At 63.8% G+C, this 15,807-nt stretch carries 14 protein-coding genes; 11 read left to right on the plus strand and 3 right to left on the minus strand.

Annotation, left to right across the window (positions count from 1 at the left end):
• Nucleotides 1-26: 26 nt before the first annotated feature.
• Nucleotides 27-1,283, minus strand: coding sequence for a PQQ-like beta-propeller repeat protein (locus JSS27_02835; protein MBS0207867.1), 1,257 nt, complete (start codon nt 1,281-1,283; stop codon nt 27-29).
• 177 nt (nt 1,284-1,460) lie between these two features.
• On the opposite strand from JSS27_02835, the gene JSS27_02840 reads away from it, so the two are divergent.
• Nucleotides 1,461-2,369: a cation transporter gene (locus JSS27_02840; protein ID MBS0207868.1), complete on the plus strand. Its 909-nt coding sequence runs from the start codon at nt 1,461-1,463 to the stop codon at nt 2,367-2,369.
• A 177-nt stretch (nt 2,370-2,546) separates the two neighbouring features.
• On the opposite strand, the gene JSS27_02845 is transcribed toward JSS27_02840, so the two are convergent.
• Nucleotides 2,547-2,903, minus strand: coding sequence for a hypothetical protein (locus JSS27_02845; GenBank protein ID MBS0207869.1), 357 nt, complete (start codon nt 2,901-2,903; stop codon nt 2,547-2,549).
• A gap of 202 nt (nt 2,904-3,105) precedes the next feature.
• Here JSS27_02845 and JSS27_02850 point away from each other — a divergent pair, with 202 nt between their 5' ends.
• From JSS27_02850 to JSS27_02860, 3 genes are all read left to right on the plus strand, one after another.
• Complete coding sequence (locus JSS27_02850) at nt 3,106-5,466, plus strand: neutral/alkaline non-lysosomal ceramidase N-terminal domain-containing protein (protein MBS0207870.1); 2,361 nt, start codon at nt 3,106-3,108, stop codon at nt 5,464-5,466.
• A gap of 159 nt (nt 5,467-5,625) precedes the next feature.
• On the plus strand, nt 5,626-6,852 hold the full coding sequence (locus JSS27_02855; protein ID MBS0207871.1) for an exo-alpha-sialidase: 1,227 nt from the start codon (nt 5,626-5,628) through the stop codon (nt 6,850-6,852).
• A 2-nt stretch (nt 6,853-6,854) separates the two neighbouring features.
• Nucleotides 6,855-8,426 (plus strand): sialate O-acetylesterase, encoded by a 1,572-nt coding sequence (locus tag JSS27_02860; GenBank protein MBS0207872.1) that lies wholly within the window; start codon nt 6,855-6,857, stop codon nt 8,424-8,426.
• A 693-nt stretch (nt 8,427-9,119) separates the two neighbouring features.
• On the opposite strand, the gene JSS27_02865 is transcribed toward JSS27_02860, so the two are convergent.
• Nucleotides 9,120-9,563, minus strand: a complete 444-nt coding sequence (locus JSS27_02865; protein ID MBS0207873.1) for a transcriptional repressor — start codon at nt 9,561-9,563, stop codon at nt 9,120-9,122.
• A gap of 225 nt (nt 9,564-9,788) precedes the next feature.
• Here JSS27_02865 and JSS27_02870 point away from each other — a divergent pair, with 225 nt between their 5' ends.
• The 7 genes from JSS27_02870 to JSS27_02900 all read left to right on the plus strand — a co-directional run bounded on the left by JSS27_02870 (nt 9,789) and on the right by JSS27_02900 (nt 15,571).
• A complete protein-coding gene (locus JSS27_02870) occupies nt 9,789-10,088 on the plus strand; it encodes a hypothetical protein (GenBank protein MBS0207874.1) in 300 nt (99 codons plus the stop codon).
• 84 nt (nt 10,089-10,172) lie between these two features.
• Nucleotides 10,173-10,610: a hypothetical protein gene (locus tag JSS27_02875; GenBank protein MBS0207875.1), complete on the plus strand. Its 438-nt coding sequence runs from the start codon at nt 10,173-10,175 to the stop codon at nt 10,608-10,610.
• A 165-nt stretch (nt 10,611-10,775) separates the two neighbouring features.
• A complete protein-coding gene (mgtE, locus tag JSS27_02880; protein ID MBS0207876.1) occupies nt 10,776-12,155 on the plus strand; it encodes a magnesium transporter in 1,380 nt (459 codons plus the stop codon).
• A gap of 254 nt (nt 12,156-12,409) precedes the next feature.
• Nucleotides 12,410-12,688 carry a hypothetical protein gene (locus JSS27_02885; GenBank protein MBS0207877.1) on the plus strand — a complete coding sequence of 93 codons (279 nt, stop codon included), beginning with the start codon at nt 12,410-12,412 and terminating at the stop codon, nt 12,686-12,688.
• Nucleotides 12,689-12,980: 292 nt separating this feature from the next.
• Nucleotides 12,981-13,133 (plus strand): hypothetical protein, encoded by a 153-nt coding sequence (locus JSS27_02890; protein ID MBS0207878.1) that lies wholly within the window; start codon nt 12,981-12,983, stop codon nt 13,131-13,133.
• Nucleotides 13,134-13,318: 185 nt separating this feature from the next.
• Nucleotides 13,319-14,695: a sulfatase-like hydrolase/transferase gene (locus JSS27_02895; protein MBS0207879.1), complete on the plus strand. Its 1,377-nt coding sequence runs from the start codon at nt 13,319-13,321 to the stop codon at nt 14,693-14,695.
• Between the two features lie 9 nt (nt 14,696-14,704).
• Entirely contained in the window at nt 14,705-15,571 is an 867-nt protein-coding gene (locus JSS27_02900) for a glycerophosphodiester phosphodiesterase (GenBank protein ID MBS0207880.1), read from the plus strand.
• Nucleotides 15,572-15,807: the final 236 nt, after the last annotated feature.

Genomic DNA, 15,807 nt, shown 5'->3' on the forward strand with positions numbered 1-15,807 from the left:
GTTGGCGATGGACGGCGGAACGATTGTTACTGGCCGATACAGTACAAATGTTCCAGGCCGCGAATCAGAATCTGGTGATCGACCAGCACCGGCGTGGCCACGACCATCTCTTCGTTCAGCTCGTTGGCCGCCAGGATTTTGAACTCGTCACCCGCGGCCAGCACGAACGTCTTGCCGTCTTCGCGCGTGACGTACAGCTTGCTGTCGGCCAGGACTGGCGACGCGCTGTACGCGCGGCGGTGCTTCTCGGTCAGACCGGTCCAAATGGTCTTGCCCGTCGCCACGTCCAGACAGGAGACTTCCCCCTTGTCGTTGCAGTTGTAGAACCGCTTGCCCTCCGCGACCGGCGTCGGCACATCGGCGCCGACTCCTTTTTCTTCGCGCGTCCAAGCCACGTGGGTCTTGGTCACGTCGCCGCTGCCACCCAGGCGAACCCCGGTGATCGAGTCGGCCCGAGCGTACGGCGCGACGACCATCCCCTCGGCAATGACCGGCGAAGCGATCGAGCGGAAGAACTTGTGCTGAGTCGGGTTCAACCCGCCGACACGCCATAATTCGACGCCGGTCTCGGCGGCATGGCAGGTGACATAGTCGGCGCCCAACACAATCAGGGCTTCCTGGCCGTGCTCCTGGGTAACGATCGGCGTCGAGTAGCTTTGCGCCGCTTCGCTCGGCGCGTCGACGTTGCGATCTTGCTTCCAAGCCAACGCGCCCGACTGCTTATCGAACGCCACCAGGTACGACGGCCCGGTTTGCATGACCGCCACCACGACATAGTTCTTGGTCAGCACCGGCGACGTTCCTAGATCCCACCAGAGGGTGTCCTCGCCGTACTCCGCTTGCAGGTTGTGCTGCCACTTGACCTGCCCCTTCATATCGAGACATGCCAGGTTGCCCGATTTGAAATAGGCGTAGATTAGCTCGCCGTCGGTCACGGCCGAGGGGTTGCAGCCGGTCGCCTTCTTGTGCTTGCCCGAGCGCTCGTCGTCGAGCTTCGCCAGCCAGCGCTGCTTGCCCGCGCGATCAAGCCCCAGCACCGCGTTCTTGCCATCGACAGCGCAGGTCAGGACGATCTGATCGCCCCAGACCACGGGCGTCGACGCGCCGGCGCCGGGGAGCTTGACCTTCCAGGCGACATTCTTGGTGTCGCTCCACTCGGTCGGAAAGTTGTGACCGGCCACGACGCCGTTCTGGGTCGGCCCGCGCCAGTTGGACCAGTTCTCCGCGCGCAAGGCGCTCGCCACCAGGCAGCAGATCAAACCCGACAGAATCCAGCGCGTCATCGCTCGTGTCTCCCGAGTGATTCACGCCGCGCGGGCGTGAGAAAATGGTGTGGCTATTGCTCGATCGCCAAATTGTAACCTTGAACGCCCCGGGCTCGCCATCCCCGCAGCTTGATACGCGACAAACATGGTTCGCGACGCTGGGATTGATGGCGCTGGTGGCCTACGATGGTCCGCATGACCGACGCATTGGCCGCCAAACATCGCGCCCTGGCCGAACTCTATCGGCAAAGTCGCCGTGCCGCCGTCGGCGGCGCGGTCGTGACGCTCGCCTTGGGCGTGGCCAAGGCCATCGGCGGCTGGGCTGGGCATTCGCTGGCGTTACTCTCGGATTCGGTTCATTCGTTCGGCGACTCGCTGGCTTCGCTCAGCATCCTGGGCGCGCTCGTCTGGGCCCAGCGCCCCGCCGATCGCGAGCACCCGTATGGCCACATGCGGATCGAAGCCATCTCCGCGCTGGTCGTGGCATTGCTCTTGCTGTGTTCGGGCGTCTGGCTGCTGGTCGAGGCCTGTCATCACTGGAACGTCGATCGACCCGAGCCGCATGGTTACGGCGTGGTGATCGCGGCGGCCAGCGTGCTATTGAACGAAGGGTTGTTTCGCTACTCGCGGCGTGTGGCCCGAGCGACCGGGTCGCAGGCGGTCCTGGCGGCGGCTTGGGACCAGCGACTCGACGCCTTTGGGTCGTTGATCGTGTTGTGGGGTTTGTGCCTGACCAAGTGGGGCGGGCCGGGGCTCGCGCACGCCGACGGGCTGGCCGTGTTCGTCGTGGTGGCGATCATCTTCTGGGCGGCGGGGCACCTGGGCTGGGAAAGCCTGCAAGAACTGATGGACCGGCAGGCCGACGAAACGCTGCTCGCGCAGATTCGCCACGCGGCCAGCGCCGTGCCCGGCGTACGCGCGATCGAAAAGCTGCACGTCCGCAAGTCCGGGCTCGAACACCTGGTTGACATCCACGTGCAGGTTGACCCGCAGATCAGTGTCAAGGAAGGACACTCGATCGGCCACCGGGTCAAGGAAACGCTGGTGACCGACATCGTCACCATCCGCGACGTGCTGGTCCATATCGAACCGAGTGGAGGATAGTACGAACGCGCCGAGCGTAACTTCTCAGCCGCGTGCGACAAACACCCCTCCCTCTCAGGGAGGGGCAGGGGGAGGGTCGAGACGTCGCAGGCCAATAACCACTTGAGTCTCGAACGCCCCCGGTCATTGACCGAGGGCTAAAGAATGCGTGCGAACTTCGTTACTCATCGTGTCGCCTTATTCCCCCTGCGTGCCGAGGCTCATCAGCAGCTCGGACATCTCGCTGGCGGCGTGGGTGTTTCCCTGTTGCCGGGCGGCGTTGATCCCGTCGCGCAGAAACGTCCGCGCCTCGGCCACGCGCGCCAGCCGCGCCAATTGCTGGGCCGCCATGAAGAACGCCGGCACGTGGGGCGGTGTGTCGCGCGTCAGCCCGCCCAGCAACTCCAAGCTCCGGTCGTGCGCCCCCTCTTTGTCGAACTCCATCGCCAGCGCGTAGCGCAAGAACGAATCGTTCGGCTGCTCGGCCAGCATGGCTTCCACTTTTTCGCGTCGGGTCGGCACGGCACTTCTCACCGAGGGTTCACGGGAGGTCATCACACGTCCCACGACGTGGAAGCGGCACTATAACACACCGCTGGCGTTGGCGCGACGCCACCACCCGGCGGATAACGAGCAATAGCGTGACTCGCACTGCCGGGGGAGCTATCCTGAGGGGTGCCTGCCCGATGCTCGCCGGCCCTTGCGCCCCCCTGCCCCGCCCCCAGCAGATCACTCCGTCGACCTTTTGGAGTTGTATATGCGCGTCTGCCTTTCGCTCGCTTTATTGTTCGTCGCATCGCTGACATTTGCCGCCGAAGAAGCGGCCCCCTGGCGCGCCGGCGTGGCCCGGACCATCGTGACGCCGACCGAACCGATGTACCTGGCCGGCTTTGGCAGCCGGGTGGTGCCCTCCGAAGGAACGGCGATGGAACTAGGGGCCAAGGCGCTGGCGCTGCAAGACACCGGCGGCCGGCGGTTCGTCCTGGTCACGATGGACTTGCTGGACGTGCCGCGTCAACTGCGCGACGCCCTGGAACAATACGTGGCCGAGAAGCACAAGCTGCCACGCGAGGCGCTGCTGATCAATTGCTCGCACACGCACTGCGGCCCCGAGATGTGTTACACCGAGGTCGAGTTCGCCGAGCGCGATCCCGAGCGCGTCGCGCGCTGCCGGCGCTTCAACCAGACCCTGCACGACAAACTGGCGGCCATCATCGACGAGTCGCTGGCCAATCTCGCGCCGGCGCGGTTGGCCTATGGTCACGCGCGGTGTGGCTTTGCCATGAACCGGCGGCTGAAGAGCGACTCGCCGCAGGGTGATCCTTACCTGAACCGGCCGAATCCCGATGGACCGGTCGACCATGATGTGCCGGTGCTGAAGCTTGAGCGGCCCGATGGCTCGCTGCTGGCCGTCGCGTTGGGCTATGCCTGTCACAACACCACGCTCAACCTCAAGCAGTACCACGGCGATTACGCCGGCCATGCCCAGGCCATGATCGAAGCGGCCCACCCGGGCACGACGGCGCTGTTTGTCACCGGTTGCGGCGCCGACCAGAACGGCTATCCGCGCAGCAAGCCCGAGTTCAGCGAGTATCACGGTCGAGCGTTGGCCACGGCGCTCGAGGCCAAGTCGCGACCCATCAACGGGCCACTGCGAATGGCGTACGACACAGCGCCGATTGCCTATCAAGCGCCGCCGACGGTCGAGCGTCTGCGAGCGCGGCTGGAAACCGGCTCGGAATACGCGGCTAGCTACAAGCAATACGATCGCTCCTGGGACGAACGCCGGTTGCGGTTGCTCGAAGCGGGCAACGTGCCGACGTCTTATCTCGCGCCGGTGCAAGTGGTGCGGTTCGGTGATGACTTGACACTGATCGGCATCTCGGGCGAAACGGTGGTCGACTATTCGCTGCGTCTGAAGCGCGAGCTGGCTGGCCCGGCCGCGGTGTGGGTGGCCGGCTATTGCAACGATGTGTTCACCTACCTGCCCAGCAAGCGCGTGTTGCTGGAAGGAGGTTACGAGGCCGAGCGAGCGCTGACCCTGTCAACCAACCCGGTGCATCCCGCGCCGTTCGACGCGTCGGTCGAGGCCACGGTGATCGGCACGACCCATCGGTTGTTGGCAGAAACGCGCAGTCAAACCACGGCTTCGTCACCCCCACGTTCGCCGGGCGCCGCGACACCATCGACAACCGCGTCGGCAGGCCGGCCGCAAGGCGTCGCGCTCAGCGACGCCGAAGCGCTCGACGGGTGGCTGGCGCTGTTCGACGGGCGCAGCACGTTCGGCTGGGTCGGTGCCCAACTTGCCGGCAACGAGTCACAACGATCGCTGCGCGGCGGCCGCACGACCACGCGGTTCACATGCTATCGGCTGGCCGCGCTGGTCGAGCAGCCCGGCACGATTCACTGTGGCGTCGAGGTTCGCAGGGTCAAACCAGGCTGGACCGTGTTTACAGTCGAGTCGCTGCTGCCCGGCGCGATCGAGTTGGCCGACGGCGCTGCTGTGAGCGCGCTGCACTTGCTGCCGACGCAGATGAAGCCGCTGTTCAATGGCAAAGATCTGCGCGGCTGGGACCGGCGCGAGTATGCCAGCGCTCCGCCCGAGCGTCGCGCGAACTGGTCGGTCGAGAACGGCGCGATCCGCGCCCGCGGCGGCCCCGGCGCGCTGGAGTTCGCGCCGACCAACGAGAACAACCTGTTCGGCGACTTTCTGATCCAGGTCACCGCGTGTGCTAACAAGGACAACACCAACGGCGGGTTGTTTCTGCGCAACGAGCCGGGCCGGACGATGATGGGTTACGAGGCGCAGCTCCATAACGCCTGGTACGATCACGCCCACAACGAGCGGGGCTACACGACCGGCGGCATCGACGATCGGCAGCAGGCCCGCCAACCCGTCGCTCGCGACCATGTGCCCTATCGCATGACGGTGGTGGCCGATGGCCCGCACCTGGCCACCTGGGTCAACGGCCAGCAACAGACCGATTGGACCGACACTCGCCCGCCCCACGCCAACCCGCGGCAAGGGTTGCGCGTGGAGCCAGGGACGATCCAACTACAGGCGCACGACCCGGAGACCGACCTGGAATTCCGGGCCATTTTGCTGCAGGCGTGGTGAGCCGCGCGGTTCTCGTGCCACGGGCCTGTGGGGAAAGGGAACTGTGCTGGAATGATCGTTTTGTCGTGCGCCCTGGCGTAAGATGTGAGCCATTGCTCGCCAAATCGATGAAGAGATCTTCGTTGCACTGAGAGGATTGCACTCATGTCGCGAATGTGGATGGCTGCCGTGGCGGCCTGCTGGTCGTTGTCATCTTGGGGCGCGCCGGCGCGCGCCGCCGAGCCCAAGCTCGAACAGCTCGATCTGTTCACGGCCCACACCGAGGGCTACGCGTTGTATCGGATCCCGGGCCTCGTGGTCACCGCCAAGGGAACGGTGCTCGCCTATTGCGAAGCGCGGCGGACCGGCAAGAGCGACTGGGACACCATCGACATCATGCTGCGCCGCAGCACCGACGGGGGCCGCAGTTTCAGTCCGCGGGTGATGATCTCGAACGTGCCGGGCCCCAAAACCAAGAATCCGGTCGCGCTGGCCCAGAAGTTGGCCAACACCGACGACGTGACCTACAACAACCCGGTGCTGTTCGCCGATCGGGATGGCACGGTTCACATGTTGTACTGCTTGGAATACTGCCGCTGCTTTTATATTCGCAGCCAGGACGACGGCGTCACCTGGACCGATCCGGTCGAGATCACCGGCACGTTCGAGAAGTTCCGCCCGAGCTATGATTGGAAGGTGCTGGCCACCGGCCCGGCCCACGGTGTTCAACTGCGCACGGGGCGATTGGTCGCGCCGGTCTGGCTGTCGACGGGAACCGGCGGGCACGCGCACCGGCCCAGCGTCACCTCGACCATTTACAGCGACGACCAAGGGCGCACCTGGCAGGCGGGCGAGATTGCCGTGCCGAACACCGAGGAATGGATCTGCCCGAACGAAACCGTCGTCGTCGAGCTGGCCGACGGGCGCGTAATGCTGAACGTGCGGAGCGAGTCGAAACAAAATCGTCGACTGATCACCATCAGCGCGGACGGCGCTACTGGTTGGAGCGAGCCTGAGTTCGACCCGGCCCTGATCGAACCGATTTGCATGGCCAGCATCATTCGCGTCTCGACCAGCGCCCAGGGGGGCAAGGACCGGATCGCGTTCGCCAATCCCGACAACATGCAGCGGGCCGACGGCAAGGAAGCCGAGGGTAAGTCGCGAGACCGGCGGAACCTCTCGATCAAGCTCAGCTACGACGAAGGAAAAACCTGGCCGGTGAATCGCGTGCTCGAAGCCGGCTACAGCGCGTACAGCGACATGGCCGTGTTGCCCGATGGAACGATTCTGTGCCTGTACGAGCGTGGCAACGACCGCGACAGCGAAAAGAAGAAACCAACCAGCTATGCGTACCTGACCTTGGCCCGATTCAACCTGGCCTGGCTCACCGACGGAAAGGACCAATAACCATGCGGAATGACACTGGCTTGAACTACTGGCGGCGCGCTGGAATGGCGGCGCTGGCCGTGATGACCCTGACGACGATGTCACTGACGGCTTCGGCGCTGCGCGCCGACGTGAAGCTGCCGGCGATCTTTTCGGACCACATGGTCTTGCAGGCCGACACCGGCGCGCCGATCTGGGGCTGGGCCGATCCCGGCGAGCAAGTTGTCGTGACCATCGGCACGAAGACCATTACCTCGACGGCCGGGGCCGACGGGCGCTGGCAGGCGCGAATGAGCAAGCTGCCGGTCTCGGCCGAGCCGATGACGCTGACGGTCAAAGGCAAGAACACGTTCACGGTGAACGACGTGCTGGTCGGTGAAGTCTGGCTGGCCTCGGGTCAGTCGAACATGGGCATGCTGGTCAGCGGCTCGCTCGATTATGAAAAGGAACAAGCGGCGGCCCGGCATCCTCAGTTGCGGATGTTCACCGTGGCCCGCAATCCACAGCCCAAGGCCCAGTCCGATTGCCAGGGCACGTGGGTCGTCTGCGCGCCCGAGACGGTCGGCCGCTTCTCGGCCACGGCCTACTTCTTTGGCCGCGACCTGCAAGCCGAGTTGAAGCAACCCCTCGGCCTGATCAATTCCTCGTACGGCGGGACGACGATCGAAGCTTGGACCAGCATTGCGGCCCAGTCCAAGCTGCCGGCCTATGCCCAGATTGCCGAGCCTTGGGCCAAGCGCGACTCCGAATCGTGGGACCAGGCGGCCGAGGACGCCAAGTATCAACAGCAACTCGCCGCGTGGAAAGAAAAAGCCAAGCAGCTTCGCGCCGATGGCAAGGAGGTGCCGCGCCAGCCCCGCGCGCCGGTTCAATCGCAATTCGATCAAAACCATCCCGGCAATTTGTTCAACGGGATGATCGAGCCGATCATTCCCTACGGCTGCCGCGGCGCCATCTGGTACCAGGGGGAAGGAAACTCAGGCAAGCCCTACGCGGCGGCCTATGGCGACCAGTTGCGAATGATGATCGCCGAATGGCGCGGACGGTTTGACCATGATTTCCCGTTCGCTTGGGTGCAACTCCCCGACTTTCGCCAGCCTCAAACCGAAGCCGACGCGCCCGGCACGTGGCCGATTGTGCGCGAGCAAATGCTCAAGACGTTGAGCGTGCCGAACACCGGCATGGCCGTGGCCTTGGGTCTGGGCGAGCCGAACGACATTCACCCGCGCAACAAGCAAGGGGTCGGCAAACGGCTGGCGGCTTGGGCGCTGGTCGATGTGTACCACCGCTCGGGCGAGTCGTCGGGGCCGCTCTACGCCGGCTCGAAGATTGTCGGCGAGACGGTTGAGATTACCCTGACCCATGCTGACGGTCTACGGGCGCGCGACGGCACGGTAAAGGGGTTTGTCATCGCCGGCGCGGACAAGAAGTTCGTCTGGGCCGACGCGCGGATCGAAGGGAACAAGGTTCTGGCCTCGTCGCCCCAGGTGAAATCGCCCGTGGCGGTGCGCTATGCCTGGGCCGATAACCCGGTCTGGAGCCTGGAGAACACCGCCGGCATCCCAGCCTCGCCCTTCCGCACCGACGAGTGGTGAGTCGCCGATTAGAGGTGCCATGATGTGGTCGTATGTAATCTCGCTAGGGATCACGATCGGCATTTTTGTCGCGGCGTATTTGCTGTTGAGTAAGCGCGTACGCGGACCCAGAAATCCGTATAACCCTTACGATAACGCGGAACCGCCAGGCGATGTACCCTAGGATTGCAGAACATTGTCGGGTGGCCCCGCGTCGCCGTTCCGCACTGATGAGTGGTAATTCGAGATTAAGCACCAAAGGTGCGACCCATACCAGCGTGGGGCAACGCCCCACGAATCGTCGCCAGAGTTTGTGATCAGGGCTGAAAGCCCGAACCATCGGCGCAGCGAGAAGCGGCGCGCTGATGGGGCGGGCTTTCAGCCCTTGGTCGTTAATGCGGGTTCGTCACCTGGGGCGTTGCCCCAGGCTGGTATGGGACGGGCCGTTGGCCCTTCGGAAGCCTATAGGGTACGCAACCCTTGCGTACCAAAGGCGTTGGTCTGCGCCTCGCGCGCGCAATGAATCCTTGGGTGGCCCAGCCGCTTGCCGGCTGGGTCGCGCTAGCGACAGGAAGAAGCTTCGGCGACGAAGTCCATGTGCCTCGTCACACGTACTTCTTGTTGCTGACGCAACCCGGCCGACGAGCGGCCGGGCCACCCCAATGAACGCCAGGGTGCGAACGGGGCCTGACTCACGACCGAAACAAGCCGCACTCACTTGCACGCGCGGCAGTGACCTTTTAATAACACTTCGTCGATCGTGCCGCCGGTGGCGCGGCGGATGGCCGGCGCTAGCGCCGACTCGACCGAGGTGCCGTCCAGGCATTCGATCTTGCCACACGCGACGCACAAGAAGTGCAAGTGCGCCGGCTGGTCGGACGTCGTTGCCGATCGGACTTCGTAGCGCCAGACTCGATCGCCAAGTTCCATGCGTGTAAGCAGCCCCGCCTCGGCCATCTCGACCAGGCTGCGATAGATTGTGGCCTGGTCAAAGCCGCGCGATTCGAGATCGGCGGCCGCCTGGGCATGGGTCACCGGTCGCGACGTCGTCTGCAAGTATTCGAGGATTGCCACGCGCGCCGGCGTGCTGCGCAACCCAGCGCGGCGAATGCGGTCGCGCCAGGTATTGGCCTCGGTGGTCTTTGTGCGGGATTTCACGATTGCTAGCGCTCAAGGATGCCTGGTCGCCAGTGATTCAAGCGGCCTATCAATTCAACATAGTCGACGCAGCCTGCCAGGAAAACCGGGCAACTGCGTAACGCAAACGACACCTGGGCCGCGGCGCACGCTTTGCACCTCTTTGCTTTCAGCGGCCCGGACGATTTACAATAGAGAAGTCGTCCCGGGGTGTTGCCGACCCACGCGAACGCGAAAGGACGAATCATGTTACTCAAACTGCTGCTGGCGGGTTTGGTGAGTCTGGCCCTGTTGTTCCCCGCGGTCATCGCGGCCGCCAGCACCGCCGAAGGGCGCGTGGCGATCCTGGTCGAGCGGAAGCTGACGATCACTGCGAAGGACGGCGACACACGACAGTTCGACGTGGCCGCCAACGCCAAGATCGTCTTGAACGGCAAGCCAGCCCAATTGCGCGACATCGAAATCGGCGACGTCGTCCTCGTCACCTTCACCAGCAGCGGCGCGAGCAAGACCGCCACGGCCATTGCCGCCCGCGACGCGGAGTAACGTCGAACGAGCACCGACACCACCACGACTTGCACTGATATATCGGCGAAGGGAACTACACATCTCTGTTGCGGAAGGCCGACGATGACTATTGCTCACGAAGCTGCCAGTCGTTTGCTCAACGTGCAGGCGTTCGGCGAAGCCCGGCCGCGAACCCGTTCGACGGTGCTGCTCCGCTGTGGCACGTTGGAGTTGATCCGGCACGCGATCACCGCCAATGAAGACCTGGCCACGTGCCATGCCGCGGGTTCCACGACGGTCCACTGCCTAGATGGCCGCGTCTGTATTAACATCGACCATCACACGCACGATATCTCGGCCGGCCAAGTGCTGTACATCGGGCCGGGCCAGACGTTCGAGGTCCGCGCGGTGACGAACGCCTCGCTGTTGGTGACGCGGGTGCTCGATGAGGCTCATGCCGGCCACTGTGAGGAATACACGTTCGACGCGGTCGACGAAGCATCGGCCGAATCGTTCCCGGCCAGCGACCCGCCCGCGCGGACGCCGATTTCGCGGCCGTAGCGTCAACGGGGTCGACGCATCGTTATCGCGCGCATAGCTTGTCACCCCGAGCCAAGTGCGAAGGCTCGCCGGTTGAATTACAATCGGCGAGCTTTCTTTGTTTCGGGGCGGTGCCGCTTATCGCCCGATTCACCTGGCGCGGCACCTTGTGTTGCGAGTCCTAGCATGCTCGAAGACCTGACGTTGCCCGAGATTTGCGAGCTGATCGCCGAGCACAAGCTGGCCGAGGTCAGCGAGATTCTCGACACCTGGCTGCCGGCCGATCTGGCCAGCATTATCCACGCGCTGGAGCCCGACAACCGCGTGACCATGCTCACGACCCTTGGCGCGCCGGTGGCGGCCAGCACGTTTTCGTATTTGAACCTGGCCGACCAGGAAGCGCTGGTCAGCACGCTGCCCAAGCCGGCTGTGGCGATGCTGCTCAACGGCATGCCGGCTGACGATCGCACCGCGCTGTTGAGTTACGCCTCGCCCGAACAGCGGCACTTGCTGATGTCGCTGTTGACGCCCGAGCATTTCGCCGTGGCCCAGCGATTGTTGAGCTATGGCGACAACACGGTCGGCCGGCTGATGAGCCCCGACATGATCGCCATTCGCCGCGAGTGGACCGTCCAGCACGTGCTCGATTACATCCGCGCGCACGGCCGCGACCGCGAGACGTTGAACGTGATCTACGTGGTCGACGAGCACAATCACCTGATCGACGATATTCGCATCCGCGAGCTGCTGGTCGCGCCGCTCGATCAACCGGTGGCCGAGTTAACCGACGAGCAGTTCGTCACTCTCTCGGCCAGCGATTTGAAGCAAACCGCCGTCGAAGTCTTCCGCAAGTACGATCGCACCGCGCTGCCGGTCGTGGACTACGAAGGCAAGCTGCTGGGGGTGGTGACGATCGACGACGTGCTCGATATCGCCGAGCAGCGCGCCACGCAAGCGTTGCAACGGTTTGGCGGCCTCGAGGCGCTGGAAGAGCCGTACGTCGCCACGCCGTTGCTGGCCATGGTCCGCAAGCGGGCCTCCTGGCTGGTGATCTTGTTCGTCGGTGAAATGCTGACCGCCACCGCGATGAGCTTCTTCGAGGACGAAATCGCCCAGGCCGTCGTGCTGGCCCTGTTCGTCCCGTTGATCATCTCGAGCGGCGGCAACTCGGGTTCGCAAGCCGCCACGCTGATCGTCCGCGCGCTGGCCTTGGGCGAGGTACGACTGCGCGACTGGTGGATGGTGATGCGGCGCGAGTTCATCTCGGGTCTGTTACTCGGCGCCATCCTGGGCGCGATCGGCATGGCGCGGATCGGGCTGTGGAGCGCCTTCTCCGACGCCTATGGCCCGCACTGGCCGTTGATCGCCTTGACGGTGGGGTTGTCGCTGGTCGGCATTGTGCTGTGGGGCAGTTTGTCCGGGTCGATGTTGCCGTTCTTGCTGAAGCGGCTTGGGCTCGACCCGGCAACTTCGTCGGCGCCGTTCGTGGCCACGCTGGTCGACGTGACCGGACTGGTGATCTACTTTTCGGTCGCGTTCGTGATCCTGCGCGGCACGTTGCTTTGAGGCGTCGCCGTGCCGGGCGCGCAACAGAGCCGCTCTCGCCGCGCGGCGTTGCGGCAACGCCGGCGTGGCCTTTCGGCATCACGCATCCTGATGACGCGCAATCCGCGACGCCGTTGTCGACAACGCTCACGGCAAACGACCCGTCCCGCCTACTCCATTTGACTGATTCTGGAAATGAACTAGCGTTGTGATGCAACCTTTTCTTGTGCGATTCCGCTCGCTCCGTCACTGCTTTTCTAATTGGGGGGCCGATCATGTTGTTTGCCGAGGGCTTGTCCGCCGGTCTGGCCATGCCGTTGCTGCTGGCCGTGTTGGCCGTCGTGGGATTGCTGGGCCTGGTGGCCGCCGCCTGGCCGCAAATGTTTTCCAAGCTGGCCCTGCGCGGAGGCCACTGGGTCGATACCAATGCCGCGCTCCAAAAGCTCGATCAGCGCTTCGAAGTTGACGCCTATGTCTTGCCGTACGCGCGACCGCTGGGCTTCGCGGTGTTGGCCTCGGTGGCGTTCCTGGCCTGGTTCTTGATGCGAGTTTGATTCGCGTCGCGCTCCGTTTGCACTGTCACGGCGCATCAAACTGTTCATCACTCGGCGCGCGGCGAGTAACCGCGCCGCGCGCTTTCATCTGCGCGCTCGTCGCGCTGGGCCACTCGATTGCTGGTCGATTGGCGACACATTTGCTGGCTGTTTTTTTAGTAATTGCCGCCCGCTTCTGGGGGGGTTCCCCCCCTCGGCGCGGAGCAGTTGATGCCGTAGGCTCGCAGCGTGGGCACAGGCACGGTCTGTGCCAAGGATTCACGTTTGCTAAGCAGAAAACGGAGTGCGAAACATGAAGCGCTGGATGATTTGGGGTCTGTTGGTGGTTCTGACCGCGTCGACTTTTGCCAGCCAGGCCGATGCCGCTTGGCGCCGTCGCGCCGCACGGCGTGGCTGTGGCAGTTGCTCGACCGCCAGCACTTGCAGCAACGGCCGTTGCTCGTAGCGCGAATCGACCAGCCCCCAAGGCCGGTCGACCGCCTCAAGCCAACGCTCTTTGATAAGCCCAGGGGGTTCATCCCCTGGGTTTTTCTTTGCGCCCGGCGCAATCACCTCGGGCTATATCAACCGCTCCGCGGCGCTGTCATGATAGCCGGCATGGTTCGTCTTCTCCCACTGACGAAGTGCGCCATGAATTTCAAACAGCTCTTCTCCTCACTGCTAGTCCTGCTCTGCGCTTCCCTTTCTGCATTTGCGGCCGAAGCGCGGCGGCCGAATGTCTTGCTGATTGTCAGCGACGACCAGGCTTACTCGGAACTCGTCTGCTTCGGCAACACCGAGGTCCGCACGCCGCGGCTCGACCGGCTGGCCAGCGAAGGGGTCCGCGTCACCGACTTCTATGTCACCTGGCCAGCCTGTACGCCGTCGCGTGGCAGCATCCTGACGGGGCGCTACCCCCAGCGCAACGGCCTGTACGATATGATTCGCAACGACCTGGTCAACTACAAGCACCAGTACACGCCGTCCGAGTACGCGATCAGCCCCGAGATGACCCTGGGCATGGACCTGCGCGAAGTGACCATCGCCCAGCCGTTACACGCGGCGGGCTACGCATGCGGCGCGGTCGGCAAATGGGACGGCGGCCGCGCCAAGCGATTCCTCCCCCAACAGCGCGGGTTCGATTTCTTCTACGGCTTTGCCAACACGGGCATCGACTATTGGACCCACGAACGGTATGGCGTCCCGTCGCTGTTCCGCGGCAACGAGTTGATCAAGGAAGAAGGCTACGCCACCGATCTGTTCTGCCGCGAAGCGTTGAACTTCATCCGCGCGAATCGCGAGCGACCGTTCTTTTTGTACGTGCCATTCAACGCGCCGCACGGGGCGTCAAGCTTCACCGACAAGACGGCGCAAGCGCCGGCCGATGAGATCGCCCAGTATGCGTCGATCAAAGCTGAGGGGCGACGCTCGAAGTACGCTTGCATCACGCATATGGACGCATCGATCGGGCAATTGCTCGATGAACTCAAAGCGCTCGAACTGGAGAAGGACACATTAGTGATCTTCTTTTCGGACAATGGCGGCGGCGGCCAGGGAGCGACCGCCAAGCTGCGCGGCACCAAGAACAGCTTGTTCCAAGGGGGTCTGCGTGTGCCGTTCATTGCTCGCTGGCCCGGCAAGATTCCAGCCGGCGCGGTGCGGCACGAGTTCCTGACCGCGCTCGAAGTCTTTCCCACGCTGTTGGCCGCGACCGGAGTGAGCGCGCCGGCGGGCGTGAAACTCGACGGATTCGACATGCTGCCGACCCTAGCGGGTCAGCAGCCGTCGCCGCGCCACCAGATGTACTGGCAACACCAGGACGACGCGGCCGCGCGCTTCGACAACTTGAAGTGGGTGGCCCCCGCCGCCGGCGCCGGCGGGTTGTTCGACCTGTCGTGTGACGAGGGAGAGCAGCACGATCTGTCGAGCGAACGCCCCGAGGTGGCCGCGCAATTGAAAGCACGCTTCCAAGACTGGCGCGCCGAGATGGACGCCAGCGAACCCCGCGGGCCATTCCGCGATTATTGAAGGCTGATCATGAAGCATCTATCGCCGTTTGTTATGTGGTTCGCTCTGTTGCACGCAGCGCCGTCGTCGGCGGTCGAGATCATTGCACATCGAGGCGCCTCGTACGACGCGCCCGAGAATACGATGGCCGCGTTCACCCAGGCCTGGGTCCAGTCGGCCGACGCCGTTGAGTTGGACATTTACCTGACCAAGGACGGCCAGATCGTCGCCTTGCACGACAAAACTACCCAACGAACCGCGGGGGTCGAGTTGGTGGTCGCGGAGTCAACCCTGGCACAGTTGCAAGAATTGGACGTTGGCCGCTGGAAAGATCTTCGCTGGGCTGGCCAGCGGATTCCCTCGCTCCGAGCAGCACTCTCTACTGTCCCGAGGGGACTCCGCTTGTTCATTGAAATCAAATGCGGCCCCGAGGTGTTGCCCGAACTCGAACGCATCGTGACCACCTCAGGTGAGCCTGATGGCTCATCCGCGATCATTGGCTTCAACTACGACACGATGCGGCTGGCCAAGCAGCGACTGCCAAAACTACCCGTCTATTGGATCGTCTCGCCGGTCAAAGGGAGCGAGGGTCGCGAACCGACGATCGATGCGTTGATCGAAAAGGCCAAGGCCGCGCGGCTTGATGGCCTCGACCTGAACTTCAATTTCGCACTCGACGAGGCGGCGGTGGCCCGCGTGCATGACGCGGGGCTCAAGCTCTATACGTGGACCGTCAACGATCCCGAGGTGGCTCGACGGCTGAAGGGCATCGGAGTCGATGGCATCACGACCGACCGGCCAGCTTACCTGATCCAAGCACTAAAAGCTGCGCCAGCCCAAGCCCTTCAGCCGACGGCTCCACCGTCACCGCAACTCGGCGGCGAGCCGATTCGATGAATCGGAACAACGAGGTGGGCCAAACTTCTCACAGCTGCAGGCGCGCTTCCAGGCCTGGCGCGCCGAGATGGACGCCAGCGGACCCCGCGGATCGTTTCGCGATAATTGACGATTGCCACCAGCCCAGTTCTCCTCTTACCTGACGATTTGCAACAATGTGTTTGCCATCACCACCGAGTTCTATTGGTTTTTTCGTGATGACTGGCAGGATTTGTCGTTTGCCCCGCTAGGGGAAT

It is taken from the genome of Planctomycetota bacterium, from assembly GCA_018242585.1.
Classification (GTDB): Bacteria; Planctomycetota; Planctomycetia; order Pirellulales; family PNKZ01; genus JAFEBQ01.